The sequence below is a fragment of the Methylobacterium sp. Leaf94 genome (assembly GCF_001426045.1).
GTDB lineage: Bacteria > Pseudomonadota > Alphaproteobacteria > Rhizobiales > Beijerinckiaceae > Methylobacterium.
This window is the reverse complement of sequence record NZ_LMRM01000031.1, coordinates 1-23,699: the sequence shown is the minus strand read 5'-3', so window position 1 is coordinate 23,699 and position 23,699 is coordinate 1. Positions and strand designations below refer to the sequence as shown.

The following is a 23,699-nucleotide window of genomic DNA, read 5'->3' as shown; positions in this document are numbered from 1 at the left end:
TCGATCACTGCTGCGATGCCTGGAACAAAATCATCGCCCAACCCTGGCGCCTCATGTCCATCGGACTGCGCCGATGGGCCCATGCGTTCTGATCAGTGAGGATTGGTATAACGGCAGTTCTGCCGGCTTACTGGAATGTCCGCCCATGCAACTCCCCTTTTTGCTATCGGGTTAACGGTTCCGCAGCAGAGGCCTTAGCAAGCTGCTCTCGCAGCGCCTTCATCTCAGCAAAGCGCACCGAAACGTCGCGGAGGACGGAGACCATGCCAGTCATGGATCCATGTCCATCCTTGAGTGGAACAATGGTGAACTCTAGGGAGATTTGCCGGCCATCCTTGCAGATACCAGGAACGGACAGGAGCGCGCCCTCTCCGTAGCGGCTCTCGCCCGTTGCCATGGTTTTTCGGTAGCCATCCCGTAGCCATCCCAATGACGCTTGCGGAGCCGCTCGGGCGTGATGATGTCGAGCGATTGGCCAATAGCTTCGACCTCCGTGTAACCAAAGATCCGTTCAGCACCCGGGTTCCAGACCCTGATGATACCCTCACTATCGGACGCGATCACAGCATCAGCGGCGGCAGCAATGATAGCGTTGGCAACGGTTTGGGTGAAACCCATACGGCTTTCTCCTTGGGCGTGGACAAACTCAACATTCGCGCTCGCCCATTCAGGCCGCCTGACGCGGCTCCTCAGCTAGCTCATCCGCAGGCCCGAAGAACTCGAATCGGATACGCTCGGCCGGCACACCTTTTCTTTGAAGCCCGTTCACCAAGGCGCTGAGGAACGGCTTGGGGCCGCAGAGATAGTAAGTCGCCGTCTGGTGAGGGGTCTTGCTGACCAGCCATTCGGGGGTGATGACCCCCGCCTCGTCGTAGTGCTCTCCCAAACGATCGTTGCTGTCCGGCTGCATGTAGAAGGTGCTTAGTTGGATCTTCTCGTTTTCACCGGCCAAACCACGAGCATGGTCTCGCATCGCATGGACACGCCCATTCATCGCGCCGTGCACGTACCAAGTGCTACGCTCTGGCGCCGTTGCAACAATCGTCTCCAGCATGCTCATCATCGGCGTTAGGCCGACCCCGCCACTGACGAGAACGACCGGATCCGCGGTCTGTTGGTCGAGGAAGAAATCGCCTGCTGGTGGTGCAGCGTGTAGAACCGTGCCGACGACGGCGTTGTCATGCAGCCAGTTCGACACGACGCCGGCCGGCTCGTTCGGCCGAGTCTCGCGCTTCACCGTGATGCGGTAGGCGCGATCGTTCGGCGCGCAGGAAATGGAGTAGTTGCGCTTGAGCACTCCGTGATCGGACAGATTGAGCTTGAAGCCCAAGTATTGTCCGGGCTGATGACGCAGGATGGGAGCGCCATCGGCTGGCACGAGCACGAACGATCGAATGGTCTCGCTTTCAGACGAAACGCTCTCCACCACGAAGGGGCGCCAGCCGTTCCAGCCTCCAGGCTTGGTGGCGAGGTCACGGTAGATCGTAGCCTCACGACCGATCAGGATCTCAGCCAGGAACCAGTAAGCCTCGCCCCAAGCTGCACAGATCTCTGGTGTTGCTGCATCTCCGAGGATATCGGCGATGGCCGCAAGCAGCGCATCCGCCACGTAGGGATAGTGCTCTGGTAAGATCGTGAGAGCGACATGCTTTTGAGCAATGCGCTCCACGGCACCCGACAGCGCACCGAGATTGTCGATATTTCGCGCGTACGCCAGGACACTCTGTGCCAATGCCTTTGGCTGCGATCCGGTCTCGCCGTGATGCGACTGGTTGAAGAGGTCGCGCATCTCCACATTCTTGAACAGGCGCTCGTACATGCGCCGTGTGATCTCCAATCCATGCACCTCAAGTGCCGGAACGGTCGCTTTGACGAGGGTGATGGTGGCAGGCGTGAGCGGAGTTGGCATGCGAAGCTCTCAAAGGTTCATCCGACATAGACCTTATACCCTGCCTGGCCTGAAAGGTGCAAGCGGTTTATATCTTTGATCTCTCACTGGAGCCCCCATGCGCCTCACCCGCTACACGGACTACTCTCTGCGTACGTTGATCTATCTCGGGCTGCACGAACCGCAGCTAAGTTCGATCGCCGAGATTGCACGCGCCTACGGCATATCCGAGAGCCACTTGACCAAGGTTGTTCACCAGCTCGGCCGTGCAGGGCTTGTGCGAACGAGTCGTGGTCGTGGGGGCGGTCTGCGCCTCGGCAAATCGGCCGCGGAAATCACGGTTGGCTCTGTGGTTCGTCAGACCGAAGAGGATCTTGCACTGGTCGAGTGCTTTGCAGGTGGAGCTTGCGCGATCACCGCTCCCTGTCGCCTTAGGCGCGTATTAGGTGAGGCACTTGCGGCCTTCCTTGCCGTGCTGGATCACTACACGCTTGCCGACCTGATCGGTGACAATTCAGGTGCGGAGATTGCAGCGCTTCTTGGGCTGTCACCTCACCAGCCCGAACCCCAGATTAGTTCACAGTGAATAACGAGAGAGGCTTATTGCACTATTGTAGTAATTAAAATTTCAAATCGATTAAAGCATCGTCAAGGCAAAAGTTACCGCAGCTAGGTGATGTAAATTCCCGCATAAATTAGTAATAGGGTCGCGCTTATCATGGACGTTGCCCCCTTCCATTTCGCCAGTTTTGGAGCGCGTCTCACAGCATCGTTGATAAGCCATCCCAGGAGTGTGACGAGTGTTGCCGCGGTAAGTCCGCCTTCCTCGTAGATTATGGTATTTGCGAACAGATAAGAGCTGACGCCGAGTGTGATTCGAGCATCCTTAGTGACAACACTTCCCCACTCGCCCCTAAACAAATCTAAGAAGCTAAAAAATCCTAAAATCGCACACGCCGTCAACAGCACGAGCATCATAGCGGCTCGGAAGTCGATGGATAACGGAGGGACCATTCCTGATGAGGAAGACCTCTCACCAACGCTGATATGTTGAAAAGGCTAGGGCAAACCTGACTGAGAGAAGCAGCCGCGCTTTCTGCCACCGCTAGGGCTGACGCGGCCTGCCTTGGTATTAGGCATACTGCATACCAATGTTGCATTCCGAGCGCTTCGTCGCTAGAAGGTTCACACCACGTCTACCTTAGAGGTCTCTGGGTGCCAAGATCCTCGGTTCGACCCGCCTCTGCCTCTGGCACTCCGCCGCTTGAGCACCAATCCTCCGCTCGCTCCAACGGACTTTGGGCACGTGCGGCTGACGTATCCTTTCCGTTCGGTGGATCTCAATCCTTCTCGAGACCGAGTGAGCTCTCGCATGCCTGATCCCGCCACCTCTCCTCCACAGGTAGGCCGTATCTTCGGTCTTCGCATTTTTCGGCCGATCCTTGCGGGCGCCACGCTTCGCGAGCGTCTCGTCGCTTGCGTAGGAGCTTTGATAGGCATCGCGCTCACCGGCTTGATCTGCGGCCTGTTCTTCGGGGAGGGACCGCACATCCCGCTGATCGTGGCACCGATGGGTGCCTCAGCGGTTCTGGTTTTTGCCGTGCCCGCCAGTCCGCTCGCCCAACCCTGGCCGGTCATCGGTGGCAATACCATCTCAGCGCTCATGGGTGTGCTCGCCGCCCACCTCATCGCAGATCCGGTCATCGCGATCGGCGTGGGGGTCTCGCTAGCTATCGCGGCGATGTCGGTGACGCGGTCACTTCACCCGCCCGGCGGCGCCGCTGCCTTAACGGCTCTCATCGGCGGTCCGGCGGTCACTTCGGCCGGCTTCACGTTTCCCTTGTTCCCTGTCTGCATCAACTCGTTGATCCTGGTCGCCCTCGGCGTACTGTTTCACAAGATTTCTCGCCGCAATTATCCGCACGTTGCCGTCCCGATTCCAGTAAACACGCACGGGACGGCCGATCTGCCTGCATCGATCCGCGTCGGGTTTACGCCGGACGACGTGGATGCCGCTTTGGCCGAGCTCAACGAAGCATTGGATATTGACCGCTCTGATCTCGACAGGCTCTTGCGCCAAGTCGAACATCACGCCCTCGTTCGAACGCAAGGTGATCTGACCTGCCGCGATGTAATGTCACGTGATGTAATCACGATCAGCCTAGATGAAACCATCGATCACGCGCGCGAGCTTCTGCTCACGCACAACATCAGAACGATCCCGGTTGTCGACGCCGGGGGACAGCTGAAAGGAACGCTGGGACTGCGTGAACTGGCTCGCCAGGATACGGGCAGCATTGTGGAAGCCATGTCAGCAGCAAGAACGGCGGATCCTGCCGCTCCCGCTGTAAGCCTCGTTCCGACCCTCAGCGATGGACGCACCCACGCGATCGTCTTGACCTCGGCGGATCGTAAAGTTCTCGGCATCATCACGCAGACAGATCTTCTCGCGACACTCGCTCGTTCTGCGTCCACGAAGTCACTCGTACCTTTATCCTGACGGGTCGTTCAAACGGACCCGGTATCGAGCTTTCCAAGCGCTCGAACCAAAGCAGGCTCCATCGTACGAAGTTCCTCGAGATGCGCCGCCGTCAGCTCGGCCAGAATCGACTCCGCGCGTGGAGTGAGGGCGAGTTCCATGCGACGCGCGTCGTGAGCACTTCGTGTCTTGGTCAGCAAGGACGCCTCGACCATCCGAGATACCAGCTCGGCCGCGGTGTGGGGCGCGATCAGTAATCGATCCGCAAGGACGCCGACACTCGGCGCTTCTGAACCCACGTGCCCCGCGATGGCGAGCATGGCTTGGTGCTGCTGATGCGGAAGCCCTGCCTGCTGCGCGGCCGCCTCGCTGAACGCGAGGAAGCGCCGCAGCTGATACCGAAAGGCGGCGATAGCCGCGTACTGCTCGCTCGACAATCCCTTCGAGAACGACGCCTTCTGCTCCATGTTGGTCCCCTCTGCCGAAGGCGTCTGGACTATATCGTCATACGATATATATCTACGCCTACGTCGGATAGGATAGACATGCAGCAGGACACGCCGAGCGCAATCGACGAGATACGCCTCGAAGAGAGACGGGGTGCGGAGCGACGGCTCGGAGGACTTGCGCTTCGCGCGAAGCGGCCCCTCGGCGATTTCACCACCGACCGGCGCGTCCTGATCCTGGTGGCGATGTCGCTCGTCGTCGGCACCGGCGGAGCGCTGGCGGCCTGGCTGCTCGTCCAGCTGATCACGCTCGTGACGAACCTGGCCTGGTTCGGCCGCCTCGACACGATGCCGGTCTCCATGGCCGCCGCGGCGCGGACCCCCTGGATGGTGCTCGTGCCCGTCCTGGGCGGGCTCGTGATCGGGGCGATGGCGCGCTTCGGCTCGGAGAAGATCCGCGGGCACGGCATCCCGGAAGCCATCGAGGCGATCCTCATCGGCGGGAGCCGCATGTCGGCGAAGGTCGCCGTGCTCAAGCCGATCTCCTCCGCGATCTCGATCGGCAGCGGCGGGCCGTTCGGTGCGGAAGGGCCGATCATCATGACGGGCGGTGCCATCGGCTCCCTGTTCGCACAGTTCTTCCACCTGAGCGCGGCGGAGCGCAAGACGCTCCTCGTGGCCGGCGCCGCGGCCGGGATGACCGCGATCTTCGGGACACCGATCGCGGCCGTGCTCCTGGCCGTCGAGCTGCTGCTGTTCGAGTGGCGCCCGCGCAGCTTCATCCCGGTGGCCGCCGCCGCCATCACGGCCACCTGCTGGCGCCCGCTGCTCTTCGGAGCCGGGCCGCTGTTCCCGTTCTCGGCCGATCCGGCCCTGCCCTGGTGGGGCCTGATCGCCTGCGCGGGACTGGGCATTCTCGCCGGACTGCAGTCGGGCCTCCTGACGAAACTCCTCTACGTCCTGGAGGACGCCTTCGAGCGCCTGCCCATCCATTGGATGTGGTGGCCGGCGATCGGCGGGCTCTTCGTCGGGCTGGGCGGCTTGATCGAACCCCGTGCGCTCGGCGTCGGCTACGACGTGATCGGCGATCTCCTGACCGGCGATCTCGCCGCCCGGGCCGTCCTAACGATCCTGGCCGTCAAGGCCGCGATCTGGCTGGTGGCCCTCTCGTCCGGCACGTCCGGAGGCGTGCTGGCACCCCTGCTCATCCTCGGCGGTGCCCTCGGCTGGGTCGTCGGTCTCGCCCTGCCCGGTACACCCGGCTTTTGGGCATTGCTGGGCATGGCCGCCATGCTGGGCGGCACCATGCGCGCGCCCCTGACCGGGGCGCTCTTCGCGGTGGAACTCACCGGCGACGTTCACATCCTGGCCCCGTTGCTGGCCGCCACCGTCGCGGCCTACGCGGTGACCGTGCTGCTGCTGAAGCGCTCGATCCTGACGGAGAAGATCGCCCGGCGCGGGCAGCACGTGACGCGCGAGTACGGGCTCGATCCCTACGAGCTGACGCGCGTGGGCGCGGTCATGACCCGCACGGTCGATGTGTTCGATGCGGAGCGGTCGATCGCCGACACCATGCGGGCGATCGAGACCGGGCCGCATCACGCCTACCCGGTCGTCGACGGGCAGGGACGCCCGGTGGGCCTGGTCACCCGCGGCGATGCCCTGCGCTGGACGGCGGAGGGCGGGCATGCCGGGCAGCGCCTCGGGGAGCGGGTCTCCGATGCCGCCCTGGCCGTCGTTCATCCGGAGGATGTCGTCGCCCGCGCCCTCGACATCATGATGGCTGCCGCGCAGGGCCGGGTTCCGGTAACGGATGCGGCGAGCGGCGCCCTGGTGGGCCTGCTCACCCGCAAGGATCTTCTGCAGGTCCGTGCCACGGTCGTTCAGTCCGAGCGGGAGCGCCGGGCCTTCCTCGGCCATCGCACTCTTCGGCACGCGAAGACCCGATACGCGCGAAAGCGTGCGCAAGCCGCAGCGCGGCCTGATAACTAAGTGCTCGCCACCACTTTATTTGCAGTTCTCGTTACGGGCTCGATACCTGGTCCAGTCTGCAGGCATGCGGTGAGATAGAAGTTAGTCTAGCTTTGTTTGGAGATCCCGATGTTATGGGTCACACGCCTTTTCGATGATGCTGATTGGACCGACATCCGCGCAACATTCGAGGACCAGTTCGAGGCGTTTGGCCGTCCACGGGACATGATGCTCGTGGCTGCCTGCTTAGGCGATGGAAGGCACCGCCTCTGCATTGGCGTACCAGAACCCGAGCTCTTGGCTACCTACTATGGCTTTGACCCGGTACTTCGCGCCCGCCTGCCGCCAGCACCAACCTTTCTGGTTGGGCACCAGGAAGTCTTTCAAGCCATGTTCCAATGTGGTGGCTGACATGATCGCGCGCATCGTGCACAGTAAAGGACTTCGTACGAATACAAGCTGGACAGCCCACCAACGCGCTGCTCTATCGGCGGATCACCACATCGGCACATGGGACTGACTGGCGAAAACGATCGCCTAAAAATTTTTCCGCCGTCGGCGCAGTCGTACCTACACGCCCCATTTAGCGAACGCGCTGACATTTAATCCAGCGTTGAGACCTAATCAGCCATGCTTGCGGACGCATAGGTGAGACACGTTTACTGTGTTCTAAATTTAGCGAGATAAAACTTGGAGTGCATCCGCTATGCAGGCTCCTCACGCCTACAACGTTTTCCGGCGTAAGCAGCAATCAGCGCTGCGATGCGCTGTGCCTCAGGATCAGCCTGTGCCGACCTTCCTTCATGGCGGGGATTGGGAATTCGGAGGCACGATCAAGGGTCATGAGCCAACACCTGCCGGCTTCCGGCCAGAGGCTGCAAGCGACGCGGTGCGACTGAACGGCTTCTATCTATATCACGCGCTGCGAGCACAATGACCGCAACACCAACATTTCTTCATAGCCACCTAGACTGCGGATGGGTCCGTGTCGTGGAGAACGCGCTCGTTCAGCGGTAGCACCATACGAAAGCTCATACCGCTCGATGCGAAAGTGAAGCTCACCTGTGCCTTCAGATTGTGGGACAACATCTCCTGTAGGACCACTGTGCCAAAGCCACGACGAGATGGGGCTTGATCGTGCAGGACAACGCCACTCTCAACCCAATCGAACACAAGTTGGAGGCCTCCGAACTGCTCCTCAATCTGCCATGTCACCGCTAAGCGGCCTGACGGACTTGCCAAAGCTCCAAACTTGAGTGCGTTCGTTGCCAACTCATGCAGCGCCAACGCCAGTGGTTCAGCCGCTCGCAGATGCAGCCGTACTTCTGGACCTTCAACGCGCGCGCGCCCGTCCTGATAGGCGTGAACACTTGTGAGTTCGTCGGTTACGAGGTGGCCGAAATCAACCCCGGCCGTGGCGTTCTGAATGATGACGTTCTGCACCCGCGCTAGGGCAGCTAAGCGCCCGTCAAGATGCGCGGCATAGTCCTCCAAGTTCTCGCTGAGTTCGGCCGATCGCCGGGCAATGAGCCGTGTTGTTGCCAGGGTGCCACGCACCCGGTGCTGCAATTCAGCCAGCAAAGCCGCTTGCGCCTGAACGCTCAAGTCAGATCCCATCGTCATCGAAGCTCCAGGGTACTCTTGGGCCAAACCCATTTTAGGAGAGCTCAGGTTCGCCGGCGTCGAAGTCACGGCCTTCATAGTTAAGGTGCAGGTAGTTCGGGCTGAACAGCGAGGCGGCCTGCAGTGCGGCGAAGTCCGGGATCTGCAAATATCTACCTTTCAGCATGATCAGCCCAGTCCTGCGCAGTTCCTGCACCGTACGATTGGTATGTACGTTTGAGAGCCCGAGAACCTCGCCGAGCTCCCCTTGTGTCAGAGGCAAAGCATAGGAGTTCCCTTGCGTTAAGCCGATACCGCGCAGGCGCACAAACAGCTCGCACAGCAGATGGCCAAGTCGCTCGGTTGCGGTACGTTGGCCCAAGCTTACCGTCAATTCACGCTGGATCGCTGCGGTAACCAACGCGTTCCAGCACAAAGCCTTCCTAATGCGCGGATGTTCCTCCATGATTTGACCGAGCATAGGACGTGTAATTTCGGCTACGTTCACGGGCGAAAGCGCTGCGACGGAGTGGTCCATCTCACGCAAGGAATAAACGTGCTCATCGCACAAGTCGCCCGGCACAAAGAGCGAAATAACCTGGCGTCGGCCGTCATCGAGCTGCTTATAGCGGCAGGCCCAACCTTCCAAAATAAGGTTGATATGTAAAGGCGCGTCGCCCTCGCTGATGATGTCGGTTCGTGCTCCGAACCTGCGTTGCGCGCTGGCCGCGTTCTTCAGTGCCTGCTTGTCGCTAGCGGAGAGCTTGGTGAACTGCTCAAGCTTGCGGATCAGATGATGAGGCATGTGACCCTTTGCGAAGCGCGGACAGGGAGGATATCGACCAAAAACTTTAGGGTTTCTACCGGTGAGACATCCTGAAGCTGCTCTCGTTAGGCCAGAAGACTCTAGCGCGGTCCAGACCTGTTCTCCCTGTCAGCCAAAGAGCGCGCCGATGATCTGCGCGGCGTCGACTGGTTTTTCGAAATGACGCACACCTGCATAGCAGGCCGGAAGCGCGGACTTCTCGTATCCGGTGGTGAACACGAATGGCATACCACGGATCTGCAGAGCGTCAGCCACGGGATAGCTCAGCCCATCGTGTAGGTTAATGTCGAGCACCACTGCCTCGAGATCGGTTGTGGCCGCAATCAACTCCAGGGCCTCTTCAATGCTCGGCACAGGCCCCAGCACCTCAGCTCCGACTTCCTCGAACGAGCGCTGCATGTCCTGCGCGATGAAGTAGTCGTCCTCGACGATCAGCACACGACGACCAGCCAATGGATTTGCTGCAGAGGTCATCGGCGCCGCGCCTTTGCACCCTCGGTGAGTGGGAGGTCGATGGAGCAACGCAGCTCCGTCTCTCCCAGCACGTAGCTGGTTCGAGCTTTGAGAGCATAGGGTAGCGCTTTCTCGATCAGCTCACGCCCATAACCATTCCGGATCGCGCTGCCCTCCTGGAGCCCGCTTATGCCCTCCTCCAACCACAGCAAGGACAGCCAAGGCTCTCCGCAATCTCCCCTATAAGTGTCCCAGCCTACCCAGAGCTCCCCCTGTGCGCTGGCCAAAGCCCCGTATTTGCGGGCATTGGTGGCCAACTCGTGCAGAGCCAATGCAAGCGTCTGCACACTAGCCTTGCGAAGTTTCACGGACGGACCTTCAAGCGTTACACGTCCGTGCATGCCGGCTCCGAGGGCGTCGAGTTCTGTCTGGATCAGCACCTGCAGGGTGATTGGCTCTTGATCCGAACGGGAGAGGAGACCCTGAACACGGGAGAGCGCGGCGAGCCGATCGTAGAACGGCTCACGAAACTGCTCGGTTGGGCCTGTCTGGGCCATCGTTTGCTGCGCAATTGCACGCACGACCGTGATGAGGTTGCGGGTGCGGTGCTGCAGCTCGTCGACCATTACGGCTTGCCGTTGCTGCGACTCATGCAGCTCCTGAATGTCGGTGACAGCTCCATAACACTGCGTGATCTGCCCTGCCGCATTACGAATGGGCTCAGCGCGGTCCAGGAACCAGCGGTATGCGCCATCGTTGCCGCGGATGCGGTACTCACAACTATACGGCTGCCCCTGTTTCATCGCTGATCGGAAGGCCGTGAGCGGCCGCTCGCGTTCGTCAGGGTGAATCACTTCCTGCCAACCATAGCCAAGGGCATCGGCTTCAGCTTGACCGGTGTAGGCATACCAGCGCTCGCTAAACCAACTAGCACGCCCTGAGGCGTCACCGCTCCAGAGGAAGCCGGGCACGAGGTTAGCCACAGCCCGAAATCGCTCCTCATTAAGCTGCAGCGCCGTTCCTGTTCGCTCAGCCCTCACACGCCGGAGCTCCATCTGAGCCATGGCTTGGCGCGCAAGCACCCCGAGGCTGTTAGCCTGCGCATCGGTGAGGCCGTCGGGCCGGGGATGGGTGTCGATCACACAGAGTGTGCCAAGTGCCACGCCTTCTGGCGTCTCAAGTGGCGCTCCAGCGTAGAAGCGTATGTGGGGCTCGCCCGCTACAAGGGGATTGTCGCGGGTTCTCGGATCGAGAGCCAGATCTGGGATGATGAGGAGTCCAGTCTGCATGAGAGCATGGCGGCAGACAGACTGCTCCAGAGGCGTCTGCGGACAGCCGAAACCGTGGCTTGCCTTGAACCACTGTCGGTCAGCCGCAACGAGGCTGATCAACGCAACAGGCGTCTCGCAGATCTGTGAGGCGAGGTGCGCAAGGTCGTCGAAGGCTGGCTCAGGGTCAGTGTCGAGGATGGCATAACGATCAAGTGCGATCAGGCGCCCGACTTCACCTTGGTCTGGTACACTCTGCCTTAACATGGGCGTTCTTCCAGAGCAGCTGCTTAGATCATACGCCAACCTGCACGGCCTTCATATAGGCCTTGAGACAAAGCTACGACGCGGCTCCATGTCCCCGCTGGGTACCGACCGACACCCGATTCCGAACGGGACCGCCAGCTTCGCAAGCCCGGAGTCCCAATGGCGCTTGCTCAAGCACGTCACATCAAAAACGACAGCACTTACCGAAAAAAGACATTGTGAATTACAAAGCGAAACAAGTTACCGAAATGACACCTGCTGGACAAGCGTTATATGACGTATTTAAGCTTTTCTAGAGCCTCCCCGCCTGGCACGCTCGTCTCGATTAGCTCGAATAACCGTCGCACCGCCTCGAACGGACAAAAAGCATTACCGCCGCGGCTAATCATAGGCAGCAAGATCAGTCCTCTACAGCTGTTTCAGGCCTATCGCTGCCGCGAGCAGTCTCATCGTGCCACCGATACTTCTCATCTTCGTAGCTGATCACCGTGTCTTTGTCGGGCGCGCGCTGCTCAGCAGCTGCACGTTCAGCGGCAACATGAGCATCACTACGGGTTGGGAACGTCTCGGAGAACACATCCGCAACCTTATAAGCCCAGCCTCCATCGTGCTCGACGACCTGGTACGTGACACGTGTCATAGCAGACCCTCGCTTCAGTATGAGGTTGAGCAGCACTTTGCTCTTCCAGTCCCGAGAGACGCAATCCCGTGCCCCGGAGTGATCACAGCATGGTCCGAACCATCTGCGCAAAGTGGCACTGATCAGCACTGCCAAGTGGTCCTCACGCCCCCATGCATCCACGCCCATGTTCGTCACCCGCTACAGATCAAAAAAAGCGAGGCAGAATACAAAATCCAGGCGCCAAAACACGGTTGCGCGCAATCAGCAATCGCATACTACAATCTAGCACGAGCGTATGAATAACATCTGATAATAACAGCATCACCACACAGGTTCTGCATAGTTCCGCTTGTCAATCAGTCTTTGATGTGAAAGGAAAGCCTTAGCCGGATGCGACAGCGAAGTCGCGGATGGAGGCACCCAATGTTCTTCGACGAGTACGAGTTCTCGCCGCCTGATCCCGGCTGGAACTATGAGCCTACGCGTGCCGACCTGCTGCAGAAGATTGCAGCTCCTGTCTACACCACCGATGCCGATGGTTGGCTAACTTACTACAACGATGCAGCCGCCGAGCTGTGGGGTCGCCGTCCGGTCCTTGGTGAAGAGCGCTGGTGCGGCGCCTGGCGCATCTATGACACTGACGGCACAGCACTGCGTCGTGAGAACTGGCCGCTAGCGGTCGCTTTCCGGCAGGGTCGTGCAGTGCGAGGTCTGCAAGTGCTGCTCGAACAACCCGGTGGCACGCGCGTACCGGTCATGCCGCATCCGACGCCGTTGCGTGACCGTTTCGGGAAGGTGGTGGCGGGCTCAAACGTCCTTGTAAGGATCACGCACCTGTCACACCGACGCCTTGCAGGAGCTCCTCCGCATAACAGAGAGCTACCAGAGACTTTTAAGCTGACGAGGGCCTCCACGCATGGCAGCGATCAGGCGCGAAACCACGCTGTACGAGACACGGTCTGAGGTGCAGCGGATGGATAGGAGCCACTCAGCTGTGGCGCAGGAGTTTGTAGAGATTCTGACACAACGTGCGCAGCGCAGTGGGATCTGCCCAGCGCGAAAGTTGCGCGTACACCATAAGCACTTCGATCAGATGGCCACGTTGCTTCCGGACCTGCACCTCCAGGCTGTTCTGGCTGAACTTGACCACCAGTCGGCAATACTGGAGCTGGATCTCGGATCAGAGCTCCAGCATCCGGTGAGCGCTTGATCTAGCTCGATGAGCGGGTAGGGCAGGGGCACCTGAGCAGCAGGTAGCACAGAGCTAGCGCAGCGCATCAGAGACGCTTGCGCGATCAATGACTTAGCCACGCTCGCGCGCAGATCATAATCCTTGTGTCGGCGGTTCAAATCCGTCCCTCGCTACCAACAATTCCAAGCACTTAGCTTGAAAGCCCTGGCCAGGACGCCGGGGCTTTTTCGTTGCCGGGGCGGAACTGGGGGGGCACCCTGGGGGTCCGACCACCGTGTCCCGGTCCAGGCAGCCGCCCCGGTGCGGCTCGCGGCCGCTCCCCGGTTTGTCCACAGGCCAGACTGCTACTGGTCACGTGTCCCGTTCCAGGCCACGCCGCGGATCAGTCCTTGCCCCGCTCCTGGTAGGTCTCGACGAGGAACGTCGCGATGGCGCCAGCCGCGTTGACCGCGAGGCTCGCGTGCCGGGGCGACGGCCGGACCCGGGGACGCTCCTCCGTCGGCGGGTCGTCGGCATGCGCGTCCGAGAACCGGTTTCGCAAGGTGCCGAGGCCGTTCACCAGGTTCATGGCGCCGCCGAGGATGGCCCTGATCGGCTCCTCCCGGTGCTGGTCCGGGGCGAGCTTCAGCCCGCGGGCGACGGCGCCGTACAGCTTCGGCAGGTCGTCCTTCGGGGCATAGGCGATCCCGAGCCCGTCGAGGATGTGCTTGCATACCGCCTCCAGCAGCGTGCGCGCGACCGTGATGGCGCCCTCGGGATCGGCGGTCCGGCGCGCCAGGGCCTTGGTCCAGACTGCATGTACGCCGTCGGCGTCGAACGAGGCGAGCGCGTCCCCTACGACGGCGTCCCCAGGAGCCCGGTTGCGCCCTTCGAGGTGGTCCATGACCGGTGCGAAGGCATCTCGGATGTAGGTCCGCCGCTCCTCGTACCGGTCAAGCCGAGGCTTGATGTGGGACCAGAACGCCCCGAGATCCCGGCAGGTCCGGACGAACTCAGGAAGCATCGGCTTGAGCTCGCCGTCGGCGAGGACCTCCCGGCGCAGGTACTCGTAGGCGTGTCCGTCGGGCGAGCCCCCGGTCGCCCGCGAGATGAGGATCCCCTCCATCATCGCGACCTGCTCGATGCGGGTCTCGGGTATGTCGTCCATTGGGTCCCCCAGTCTTGGGCCCGGGCTATCGTCGTGCCGCGAGGGGTGCACGTGCGCACTCACCATCTCTCCACCGCCGATGGATACCGTGACGGAGGTTGCCGGGCACTCAACGACCCTGTCGTCCCCTTACCAGGGGGTTAATCCACACCCCCCGACATTCTGAGATCCATTTTGCCAATCTCGAATTCGGCACGGGCACGGTGCCCTCCATTGGCTCGGGTGATCCCCGGGCCTCAACATGGAGGAGCACATCATGGAGAGGTACCAGGCCCGGCGACAAGCATGGGATCTGCTGACGGGCATCTACCAGGAGATGTCGCGATTCCACACACCAGAGGCGCGTGAGCTCCTGCCGTTGCTACCGGCTGCCCGCGAGCATCTCCTAAGTGGAGGTGAGAAGCCATGGCCGTTGCAGCATCCGGATGCTGTCGCCTACGACGACGAGGCCTGGAACGAGCTGCATCGTATCGTCGAGCCACTCGGGCTTCGGTCTTGGGACCCCCTCATTCGCGAGTGTGAGGACTACGTCGGCCGTGAGTTCACGCGGTCGAAGGAAGGCACATGGTGGAACACGGGAACATACCGTGCAGCTCACACAGCAGCCGCCTACGCCGCCGAAAAACTCTACGCGCACCTCGGTGTCGAGTGGCCCCCCGTCGGGATGGACCCGCCGCCGGGGACGCTCCCCGAGGGGTATCCCGAGGACGACGAGCAGCCCCGGTTCGCGTAGGCCCGCATCAGGTCCTCGTAGGACCGGACGCCCCGGCCCCAGACGAGGGGCTCCCGCATCGCGGCCGGTAACCTCGGCGCGGCGATGCGGACCGTCCGGGGCGGCTTCGGGGTCACCCTTCGCACGGGGGTTCCTCCCGGGGCGGCGTGGAGAACATCACCCGCGGGCGGAACAGGTTGACCCGCACGCCGTCGGCGCCAACGTCCACCCCGCCGACGAGGTACGGCCCCTCCAAGGGCACGTCACCCGGTTCTATGTGGATTGCTCGATTCATCTACGGGAACCCACTTGACGGAAAGGGCGCCGTCGATAATGTTTTGCATAACGCTAAGTCGCGGCGCCTCCAGCAATGGAGGGCAGACCTGCCAGCTTCGCACGAATGCCTGCTTGGGCTTCGGAAAGTCTCCTCCAGCGATGGAGGGCAACCCCGGCGGTCTGACTATTTTGTACGCAGAAGGTTCTCCTCCCGCCTGCGGGAGGGCAAACAAGGCCCCGGCATCGTGCCGGGGCCTTCTTCGTTTCGAGAGTGCGCGCTATGCCGGGGTATGCGCGTCGTCCTCTGCCCCGTTCCCAATCATCCCGATGCCGTCGGCCTCGTCGACGGCCTGCCCCTGACCTATGAGGGGCGCGTACCGCATGTCGGCGGCCGCCCCGTCGAGCACGCCGACATCGCCGAGGATCTCGCCGCCGCGGTCGAAGCCGCCGCGACCGTGCTCTGGGGCGGCGACCACACGAACAGCCTTGCCCGGGTGTCCGATCTCAACAGGAGGACCGTGACCCGCGACCGGTATGAGCGGAATGGCTTGCCAACGTGGTTGCTCCGCCTGCTCGGACGCGCCGCGGCGACGACGACCCCGCGGGCGACGGGCCACATGCTCCTCGCCGCATGCGAGCTCGTCGACCGGGGGCCGTACTCCAAGGGCAGCGTCGTCATGCGCACGTCGCCGGCGGACCGCGACGACCTCGGCGTTGTAGCCCGCCGCGACGTGGACGAAGCCCTGGCGCTGATCCTCGGCGCCCGAGACGCACGCGAGCGGCCAGTCGATAAAAATGAGGGGACCTGAATCGCCTCGCGTTAGGAATTCGTTGACGAGTTCTTAAGGAACCCCCGATAGGGTCCGCATACGTGCCCAAGGCTTTCGCCTGTGGCCGGTGGAAGGACACCCCGATGACTAGCAACGCCCGCCTCGGGCGCGCCACGGACCTGCGCGCGCTCCTGCTCGGTGAGGAGCCCTACGGCGGCTCTCCCCAGCGAGACATCTACGCTCTCCTCGCAGCGCAATACCGACCGCTTCTAACCGGCGACCGCGCCGATCTTCTGCTCGATTGCGGCGGCAACCGCGAATGGGCGGCGGTCATCCTCTCTATCTGGCACACGGTCTCCGACCGGCTGGGCCGCCAGGGGAAGTACGCCGACAAGTGGCTGGTGATCAGGCTGACTACCGCATGGCGCGAGGTCGCGCGGATGCTCGACCTGCGCCCTGCCACCGAGATCGACTTGTCCTACTCCGCCGGTGACACCGAGGAGGACGAGCTCCGCGACCGCCTCATCTGTCACCTCACGCGCTTCGGGCAGCCCGACGCCATCGCGGCGCTGCGCCCCATCGTGTGGCGGCACGCCCGGTCTTACGGGCCCGGCGAGGAGCGCCTGCTCTACGCCGCCATCGGGTCGCAAGTCACCGAGGGTGAGGTCTGGCGCCACGGCACGTGGGAAGCCAACGGGCCCTACCTCGATATCGTCGCCGATTGGGCGAAGGCCGGCGCGCAGGCGCTCCGGGGCCTGCCGGTCCAGGCGGCGGTCGCGGCTACGCAGCCCCCGCGTTCGGTCCCCTCGCACGTCCAGGCCATCCTGGATGCCCGGCAGGGCCCGGTCGACGACGGACCGAGCCTGATGGTGCTGGCGTCGACCGACCACCTGCCGGGGACAAAGGCCAGCTCCGACCGACCGAGCTCGGCCTCCACGCCCAAGGCTGAGTGGTCTCCCTTCGCCGGCCGGCGCTGGCCGCTCGTCCGCGTTGGGGACCTCACAGCGGCGCGGGCCGAGCTCGTTTCCGAGTTCCCGTATGCCGAGGGAATCGTCGATGCCGTCCTTCGCGACCTCGCGGGGCGGCCACACGTCCATGTGCGTCCGGTCCTGCTCGTCGGCCCCCCGGGCTCCGGCAAGACCCGGTTGGCGCGGCGGATCGCCGAGGTCTTGGGGCTTGGTTACCAGGTCTACAACGCGTCAGGGGCAGCGGACGCCAGCTTCCTCTCGACGAGCAGGCAGTGGTCTACAGGGCGCGCCTCGGTACCCATGCAGATGCTGAAGCGGCTTGGCTCGGCGGCTGGTCTCATCGTCATCGACGAGATCGACAAGGTGGGAACGGGCACGACCAACGGCTCGCTCCTGGATGGGCTCCTGCCGCTGTTGACGGACGATGCGCGGCGGTTCTTCGACACCTACGTCGAGGCCGAGGTCGATCTCAGCGGCGTCTCCTACATCGCGACGGCGAATGACGTCACCGGCCTTCGCCGGTCCCATCCCGCCCTCGTCGACAGGTTCCGCGTCTACGAGATGCCGTCGCCCCGGCGAGAGGACCTTCCCGTGCTGCTGCGCGGCGTCATGCGGGAGATCCGGCAGGAGCGCGGCCAAGACGAGAATTGGCTGGCCGACCTCGACGGCGAGGAGGCCGAGCTCGTCGAGGCCCACTTCACCGAGGGAGGCAGCGTCCGTGTCGTGCGGCGCCTCGTCGAAACCGTTCTGGCGGGCCGCGAGGCCCTGGCGACCCGGATGTGATGGAGGCGAACATGACGACCACGCATGCCCCCATCTTCGAGGCCTCCAGGCATTCTCTGCGAGGCCATCGCGTCGCCGGCACGGTTGACTACCGCATCGGTCCCGCGGTGGACGCCTACCTCGGGCACATTGCCCGGTGCGTGGCCGACAGGGAGGTGACGCTCTCGGAGGGCCTCGTACTGGCCAACGCCGCTGTGAAACTGGCGACGCGCTGCGTCCCCTTGCCAGAGGCGCGCATGGAGCCCCGGGCCGATTCGGCGCCGGCTCCGCCCGTCCCGGCGCAGGCCTTCCCCTCACGGGCAGACACGCTGGTCCGCGACGTCGATGGCGGCGGCGGTTCGTGGCGCCGCCCCCGCGAGCCGGTGGCGAGGCCGCGATGCCCGACGTGTACCGGAACCTGAACACGGCCTGCTGGAGCATCCGCGAGCGCGGCCGCGTCGTCGGGCACGCGGTCGCGCTCACGCTCCGGGACGTCCGGTTCGTCGTCTCGGCCGCCGGGTGCGCCCGCATCCGGGCCCGCCGCCAGCGCGAGGTAGTCGCCTGCGCGCGGGGCGTTCTCGTCGAATCCGCGGCGGTCCCGGCCGGCGCGCAGCGGGTCCGCTTCGACCCCTACCTCGCCTCCGCCTTCACCCTTCCGGACGGCTCTCCCATCGCTGCGGCCGCCCTCGTTGTGTTCCTCGCCGACGGCTCGTGCTGGGCCGCCCCCCCATGCCTCGGAGTGTCCCCATGCGTAGCCTCGTCGTCCTCGCGCTGATCAGCGCGGCCGCCCCCGCCGTCGCCGATGATGGCCCGTGGTCGGCCTCTTCCTGGTACCTCGGCACGACCGAGCGCCACGGTGACACCGTGCTGACGACTGCAATGTACGTCTCGCGCGGGCCAGGCCACGACGTCGTGGATCTCCACTGCACCCGGCAGGACCTCCGCACGAAGGCGGTCGCCCGGCGCCGAGGCCGGGCCGCCGCGCAGATGGCGCAGGGGCTGTGGTGCGGGGACGGGCAGGCCCTCGGCCGGTGGTGCGTCGACCTGCGCGAGGGCGCGCGCCTGACGTGGTACGGGCCGACGCCGTGCGCCTCGGGGCCGGCGCAGTTCGGCACCGGTGACTGACCAACGAAGAAGGCCGGCCCCGAGGAGGGAGCCGGCCCGAAACGTAGCGATGCGCGCTTGGCTACGGATTAGGATGCGATGTCGAACAGGGTCGGATTCGGCGCCTCGCCGGTCTTGAGCAGGTGCCGCTGCCAAGCCATAGCAAGCTGCTGCAGGCCCCACGGAGTGACGTAGGTCCGCGACCGGGCCTTCTCGTCGACGATGCGGAATTCTCCTGGAAGATCCCCAGCGTGACGAAGGCCGCCTTCGGCATGAGTTCGCGGTCCTGATAGAAGAGGAGACCGCGCTTGAGCCAATCGACGAACCCCTGCGGCGGGGCCCCGATGGCCCGGGCCGCGTTGTGCAGGTCGTAGAGCCCGTCCGCATCGGCGAACTCGTCATAGAACTCGGCCTTGGGGCGCACCGCGGCGACCTTGGCTTCGGCGTCCTCGACTCGCTCCTTCACGACGACGAGTTCCTGTCGAACCTCGGCAGCTTCGGCACGCGCTTCGAGGAGTTGGCCCGTGAAGTGGATGAGGTAGGCCCTCATGGCCGCGGGGTCCGTGGGGTTGAAGGCCGGCACGGCTGCCCGGCGACGGATCTCGTCCTCCATCGCGTTAAAGGCGGCGATGTAGTCCAACTTCCAGGCCATGGCCTTTGCGCCGGTGAAGCCCATCGCCAGGATCGTGAACCCGTCGCGGTCCATGAGGCTGCACCGCTCGTCCTTGGCGCCGCCGTTGGGCATAGCGCGGGGCGCCGATGAAAACGCAAAATTGCGTTCACATCCTGGGCGGTCGAGATGAGCAGATCGATGGACCGGAGCACGTTTCTGTGACGCTTCCCGAACCGGGCGACGACGTCGCGGCTGTCGGCGAGCGAGCGCCCGTCGACCTCGGAGATGATGGAGCGCACTGCGGCGCCGGCTGAGGGGACCAGGGCGGCGCTCATCAGTGCATGCCCCGGCGGCCTATCGCGGCGACGGCTGCCGCGCGGCGATGACGGACGATGGGCCACCGCAGCCAGAACCTCTTTGGCAGGTAGGCGCACTGCTCCGATTCCGTCATGGCGCGGAACGCCTCCAACGCGGCTCGGATCCCCACTCCGGCGTGACAATCTTTGGATGGGGCGTTGCAGAGTACATCGGATGGCCCAGGGCGGCTCTGATGCTAACCGGACCATAACTGAGGTCGAGGTTGGAATGGACGGTCCTAAGGCCTTCCCGTGGTCGGTAGTCTTCGAATGCCGGGACGGAGACTATGAGAGCTATCCCTAGTCCCGGCGGAGGATCGGCCATCCCATTCTAGCGTGACAAAGAAAGTTCAACCTGAGGGCGGTTTTGCCTCTGCAAGGGCTGGTTTTATGCCGACAGATACGTAACCTTGTTCGGGAGATTATCGTTTCGGCTCAGGTGCCCCGTGTCCGCTAACCCAGGCCTGTTCGATCACGTCGGCGACGCCGCAAGGCGCTTCACGGTCCGGCGCGTGCGCGAGACCGGCGCCCCGCTCGACCCCGCCGAGATCCGCGCTTTCCTAGTCGCGACCGCCGAGGCCTACGTCGCCGAGGGGCACACGGGCGTCGACGAGGCTATGCTGGCCGACGTCCTGCCTCGCGTGCAGAGGTTCTGCCTCGCGATGCAGGTGCATGCCGGGACGCGGACCGCTTCGAACGAGCGGCTTTTCTGCACGGTCGAGCCGCAGGTGAAAGCTTGGACCGTGGCGCACCGTCGGGCCACGCATGCCGCGGTGGATGCGGTGGCGCTGAGGGCTGCCGTACGGGCCCTCGTCGATGCCTATCGCGCCGTCCCAGGGCAGGCGCACGATGACGACGGCCACGCTGAACTCGTCGAGCGGTGGGTCGGGTGGTACTCCAAGATGACGGCTGTCCGGGTCGAGGGGACGCGGAAGCCAGGCGCGACGCATCGGGCCCGGCAGGAGGCCGATTTTGAGGTTTACATGGTCCTGGCGTGGGAGCGGGAGGTCGCCGAGCGCGAAGGACGGGCGCCCCGGTCACTGTCCATCGACGACATCACCGACGCCCTGAAGTGGAGCGGGATGAAGCGGAGCCAGGTCCGCGGCGCCCTGGAACGCCTGCGCGGACGGCCGGAGCGGCAGGCCCACATCGACGCCTTGACCGGCACCGCCCGCGACCTCGTCGAAGTCCTGGAGACGTCCGGCCTTCCGAAGAACCGCCTTAGCGTCTTGCGCACTGATGCCTTGGCGGAGAAGCTGTGGCCGTCGACGACGGTGGCCGCCACCCGGCGCAAGCAGCGGCAGCGGCTCCGAGCAGCCGTGGCGGAGATCACCGCGGCCCCCATCGACCTGCACGTCGTAGTCCTCGGCGAGGTGACGCTGGTGGGCCGCGGGCGCCGTCTGCCGGAAGGCCCCGAGGAGTTCGCCGCCGAGCTCGTCCGTCAGGGCAAGACACGTCAGATTCCGGCAGGAATCCTCGCCCGCCGTCAGGGGGACTGGGGCACCCCTGAGGGGCAGCAGGCGCAGTCCCTGTGCCGCGTCGTCGCCTCCCACGCCAGCGACGAGGACATCTTCCGGGTGTTGTCGCAGTCGGGCCTGCCGGAGGCTGCCGAGGACTTCCTACGGGTGAGCCAACACTACGGTGACCTCTGCCACCGGGACACGCTGGGCTGGTGCTCGGAGGTCGAGGAGCGGTCCGAGGGGGCCTTCGCCGGCATCATCTCCTCGCCATCGGACCAGGCCGGTGCCGGCGTCGAGCGCATCCGCGCCCTTGTCCAGCGGGCCCGCCAGGACGGCCTGGGAGCAGCCTGGGGCGAGTACATCTCCGAGGCGACGACCTACGCCTGCCGGCTGAGCCGGGCCGAGGCGGCACCGGCCCGCGAGCGCATTCGGCGCATCGGCGTCGCCTTGGCGCAGGCTCCGACGCCGGAGGCCTGGGAGGCGGTCATGCTCCTCTCCGTCGCCTCAGGTCGTCCCGGGCGCCGCGCCCGCTCCCTCTCCCTCCCGACCGAGCGTCGTCGTCCCGGTCGGGCAGCCGCTCCCAAGACCGAGACGAAGGCCGTGACTGCATCCCCGCAGAAGGCCGAGTTTCATCCGCGTCACTACGGGCGCACCGAGATCCCCGGCTGGCTCGCCGACGAGCTCGTATGCCACTGGCACATCAGCAGCCTGAGGCCCGAGCTGCACGCCCTGCGCTGCGCCTACGCCGGCATCACGCTGGAGGAGGCGGCCGCCCTCGATACGGCCCTGCCGTTCCAGGACAGCGCCGCGGCGGCCCGGGCAGGCCTGCGCACAATACTGAAGACCTGGGGCGGAGTCGTCTCCGAGGCGGATGCCGTCCTGGAACACGCGCTCCACCAGGCCGTCATCGCCGTCGACGTCGCCCTGCGGGACCGCGGCGACGAGGCCCTCGTCTACGCCAATGTCGTGGTGAGCCGCATCGAGCAGGGCCTCGGCACCGTGGAGCGCTGCGCCTCCCTCAGGGCCGACCTCGCCAACTTGGCCGATCAGTGGGCGTGGGCTCTGGCCCAGCTCGACGCTAAGGCCGCCACCGCCGCCTGAGCCACACCCCTCGGGGGTTTTCCGTTGCAGGGGACGGCGGCCCGCTAGACGGTCCATGCAGCCCGCCCTCGCCATCGCCTACATCGACGCTCTGCCGGCATCGCGTCATGGCGTCCGACACTCGTCGTCTCCCTCCATTCCCCATCCCGGCCCATGACGCGCCCATGGGGTGACCCATGGCTGCCCATGGCCTTCCAGGACCGCGAGGCCATGGCGCCATGGGCACGGGCATGGGCGCCATGGTGACACGGGTAGGCATGCCGCGCGCCGCCATGGGCCATGCCCGTCCCATCACCCTGCCCATGCCGTCCCATGTCGTCTCCATGGTGGAGGGCATCAGGTCCCATGGGGAAGCTCATGGGGCAGGCATGGGTAAAGCCATGGGGCAGGCATGGGCAGGGCCATGGGGCAGGCATGGGCCACACGCATACTCATCCATTGTCATGCCGGCCTTAGGTGGAGCCTTGCTCGGGCCATCGTGGCATGGACAGCAGAGCAGCCGTCGAGCCCGTCGTCAGGCTCAGGCCATCCTCCGCAAGGCCGTGTTCGTTCATGCGCAGTATGTAGTCAGACACGTCGCAGTAATGTCAGGACATCCTGACATCGGCCGTTGGATCTGCCAGTTTGACGAGGCGCTGCATGTCAGCGAACTCTGACACGCCACTCTGCTTGGAACGGGGGACCGCCCGATGATAGTTCTCGTGGCTGTCAGGAAATCCTGACTACTGCCAGCTCGTGACTGAAAAATTCGTGGACTTTGCTGTCAGAGAACTCAGACAGCGCCGTCAGCGTCCGATACTTCGCTATGGCAAGAAGGTGTAAAAAGGCGCGTTAACACTGGCTCCGCTTTAGGAGAATCATAAAGAGGTGGATTACTCACGGCTAAAGCATATTGAAGCCCTTCAGCTTGCCGCTCGGCTATCCTGCGTAGACGTTCGACATGCCTAATGGGGGGAGCGCCTCTAAACCGCATAGTATTCGGATCTGTGTCTTCCCAGCGTCGCAATTGTTTTTGATCAATCCCAAGCTCAATCGCCGCGCGCCCGTGCCAAGTTGTTCCCCAAATGGCCGTAGCCAAAATTCGCATCTGAACGATGGTTGGCAGGCACGGCCGTAGCAGCAAAGGAGAATAGTATTGGCTTACCCGTATTGGCCCAAAATACGCCTGCTGGTTGAAGTCGTCTGCATCTTCGTCGGCATCGACGATCGATTCTTTCTTCACCCATCGTAACCCTCCCATCCAGTCAACCATATTGAGTTGGCCTGGGAGATATTCAGTTTGCACTCGTGCCCTGCTAGGCTTCTTCGCCATCTGTCCGACGTCAGCACCTGTGAGACAGATTGAGGGTCTTCACGAACGGAGGATGGCTGGTTCATCGTAGCCCCTGAGGAGCGAAGATGAAGCAGACATCCGGA

The 23,699-nt window shown here is 63.6% G+C and carries 21 protein-coding genes and 1 pseudogene; 10 read left to right on the top strand and 12 right to left on the bottom strand.

Going from position 1 to position 23,699, the window contains the following annotated elements:
• Positions 1-163: 163 nt before the first annotated feature.
• Together ASG63_RS24420 and hmpA are read right to left on the bottom strand one after the other, a co-directional pair.
• A pseudogene (locus tag ASG63_RS24420) lies at positions 164-618 on the bottom strand (PAS domain-containing protein).
• A gap of 49 nt (positions 619-667) precedes the next feature.
• A complete protein-coding gene (hmpA, locus tag ASG63_RS15330; protein ID WP_056218052.1) occupies positions 668-1,909 on the bottom strand; it encodes an NO-inducible flavohemoprotein in 1,242 nt (413 codons plus the stop codon).
• A 97-nt stretch (positions 1,910-2,006) separates the two neighbouring features.
• On the opposite strand from hmpA, the gene ASG63_RS24415 reads away from it, so the two are divergent.
• Positions 2,007-2,474 (top strand): Rrf2 family transcriptional regulator, encoded by a 468-nt coding sequence (locus tag ASG63_RS24415; protein ID WP_082504494.1) that lies wholly within the window; start codon positions 2,007-2,009, stop codon positions 2,472-2,474.
• 786 nt (positions 2,475-3,260) lie between these two features.
• Entirely contained in the window at positions 3,261-4,388 is a 1,128-nt protein-coding gene (locus ASG63_RS15325; RefSeq protein WP_056218050.1) for an HPP family protein, read from the top strand.
• 8 nt (positions 4,389-4,396) lie between these two features.
• Here the strand turns inward: ASG63_RS15325 and ASG63_RS15320 are convergent, their stop codons facing one another.
• Entirely contained in the window at positions 4,397-4,834 is a 438-nt protein-coding gene (locus ASG63_RS15320) for a MarR family winged helix-turn-helix transcriptional regulator (protein ID WP_056218048.1), read from the bottom strand.
• A gap of 78 nt (positions 4,835-4,912) precedes the next feature.
• Here ASG63_RS15320 and ASG63_RS15315 point away from each other — a divergent pair, with 78 nt between their 5' ends.
• Positions 4,913-6,805, top strand: coding sequence for a chloride channel protein (locus ASG63_RS15315; RefSeq protein WP_082559336.1), 1,893 nt, complete (start codon positions 4,913-4,915; stop codon positions 6,803-6,805).
• A 225-nt stretch (positions 6,806-7,030) separates the two neighbouring features.
• On the opposite strand, the gene ASG63_RS15310 is transcribed toward ASG63_RS15315, so the two are convergent.
• The 6 genes from ASG63_RS15310 to ASG63_RS24400 form a co-directional block, all read right to left on the bottom strand.
• Entirely contained in the window at positions 7,031-7,198 is a 168-nt protein-coding gene (locus ASG63_RS15310) for a hypothetical protein (RefSeq protein ID WP_156394212.1), read from the bottom strand.
• Between the two features lie 552 nt (positions 7,199-7,750).
• Complete coding sequence (locus ASG63_RS24405; RefSeq protein WP_162242128.1) at positions 7,751-8,407, bottom strand: sensor histidine kinase; 657 nt, start codon at positions 8,405-8,407, stop codon at positions 7,751-7,753.
• 34 nt (positions 8,408-8,441) lie between these two features.
• The gene (locus ASG63_RS15300) at positions 8,442-9,191 is read right to left on the bottom strand and encodes a Crp/Fnr family transcriptional regulator (RefSeq protein WP_056218041.1); all 750 of its coding nucleotides are present in this window, start codon (positions 9,189-9,191) and stop codon (positions 8,442-8,444) included.
• Positions 9,192-9,320: 129 nt separating this feature from the next.
• Entirely contained in the window at positions 9,321-9,686 is a 366-nt protein-coding gene (locus tag ASG63_RS15295) for a response regulator (protein ID WP_056218039.1), read from the bottom strand.
• Positions 9,683-11,200: a sensor histidine kinase gene (locus tag ASG63_RS15290; protein ID WP_056218038.1), complete on the bottom strand. Its 1,518-nt coding sequence runs from the start codon at positions 11,198-11,200 to the stop codon at positions 9,683-9,685. The genes ASG63_RS15295 and ASG63_RS15290 overlap by 4 nt, the downstream gene beginning before the upstream one ends.
• 400 nt (positions 11,201-11,600) lie before the next feature.
• Positions 11,601-11,840 carry a DUF2188 domain-containing protein gene (locus ASG63_RS24400; RefSeq protein ID WP_082504639.1) on the bottom strand — a complete coding sequence of 80 codons (240 nt, stop codon included), beginning with the start codon at positions 11,838-11,840 and terminating at the stop codon, positions 11,601-11,603.
• A gap of 405 nt (positions 11,841-12,245) precedes the next feature.
• Between ASG63_RS24400 and ASG63_RS24395 the strand changes: the two genes are divergently transcribed.
• Positions 12,246-12,785, top strand: coding sequence for a hypothetical protein (locus tag ASG63_RS24395; RefSeq protein WP_244479683.1), 540 nt, complete (start codon positions 12,246-12,248; stop codon positions 12,783-12,785).
• A 611-nt stretch (positions 12,786-13,396) separates the two neighbouring features.
• Here ASG63_RS24395 and ASG63_RS15280 read toward each other — a convergent pair.
• Positions 13,397-14,161, bottom strand: coding sequence for an abortive infection family protein (locus ASG63_RS15280; protein ID WP_056218032.1), 765 nt, complete (start codon positions 14,159-14,161; stop codon positions 13,397-13,399).
• 241 nt (positions 14,162-14,402) lie between these two features.
• Between ASG63_RS15280 and ASG63_RS15275 the strand changes: the two genes are divergently transcribed.
• The 5 genes from ASG63_RS15275 to ASG63_RS15250 all read left to right on the top strand — a co-directional run bounded on the left by ASG63_RS15275 (position 14,403) and on the right by ASG63_RS15250 (position 18,774).
• The gene (locus tag ASG63_RS15275; protein ID WP_056218030.1) at positions 14,403-14,894 is read left to right on the top strand and encodes a hypothetical protein; all 492 of its coding nucleotides are present in this window, start codon (positions 14,403-14,405) and stop codon (positions 14,892-14,894) included.
• 545 nt (positions 14,895-15,439) lie between these two features.
• The gene (locus ASG63_RS15270) at positions 15,440-15,958 is read left to right on the top strand and encodes a hypothetical protein (RefSeq protein WP_056218027.1); all 519 of its coding nucleotides are present in this window, start codon (positions 15,440-15,442) and stop codon (positions 15,956-15,958) included.
• 104 nt (positions 15,959-16,062) lie between these two features.
• On the top strand, positions 16,063-17,670 hold the full coding sequence (locus ASG63_RS15265; protein ID WP_056218022.1) for an AAA family ATPase: 1,608 nt from the start codon (positions 16,063-16,065) through the stop codon (positions 17,668-17,670).
• Positions 17,671-18,046: 376 nt separating this feature from the next.
• Positions 18,047-18,424, top strand: a complete 378-nt coding sequence (locus ASG63_RS15255) for a hypothetical protein (protein WP_056218019.1) — start codon at positions 18,047-18,049, stop codon at positions 18,422-18,424.
• Positions 18,397-18,774: a hypothetical protein gene (locus ASG63_RS15250; RefSeq protein ID WP_056218015.1), complete on the top strand. Its 378-nt coding sequence runs from the start codon at positions 18,397-18,399 to the stop codon at positions 18,772-18,774. The genes ASG63_RS15255 and ASG63_RS15250 overlap by 28 nt, the downstream gene beginning before the upstream one ends.
• 61 nt (positions 18,775-18,835) lie before the next feature.
• Here ASG63_RS15250 and ASG63_RS25825 read toward each other — a convergent pair whose 3' ends face one another.
• Positions 18,836-19,498, bottom strand: coding sequence for a Rha family transcriptional regulator (locus ASG63_RS25825; RefSeq protein ID WP_056218011.1), 663 nt, complete (start codon positions 19,496-19,498; stop codon positions 18,836-18,838).
• A gap of 670 nt (positions 19,499-20,168) precedes the next feature.
• Here ASG63_RS25825 and ASG63_RS15240 point away from each other — a divergent pair.
• Positions 20,169-22,283 carry a hypothetical protein gene (locus tag ASG63_RS15240; RefSeq protein WP_056218008.1) on the top strand — a complete coding sequence of 705 codons (2,115 nt, stop codon included), beginning with the start codon at positions 20,169-20,171 and terminating at the stop codon, positions 22,281-22,283.
• A gap of 772 nt (positions 22,284-23,055) precedes the next feature.
• On the opposite strand, the gene ASG63_RS25375 is transcribed toward ASG63_RS15240, so the two are convergent.
• Positions 23,056-23,505 (bottom strand): hypothetical protein, encoded by a 450-nt coding sequence (locus ASG63_RS25375; RefSeq protein ID WP_156394211.1) that lies wholly within the window; start codon positions 23,503-23,505, stop codon positions 23,056-23,058.
• Between the last annotated feature and the right edge of the window lie 194 nt (positions 23,506-23,699).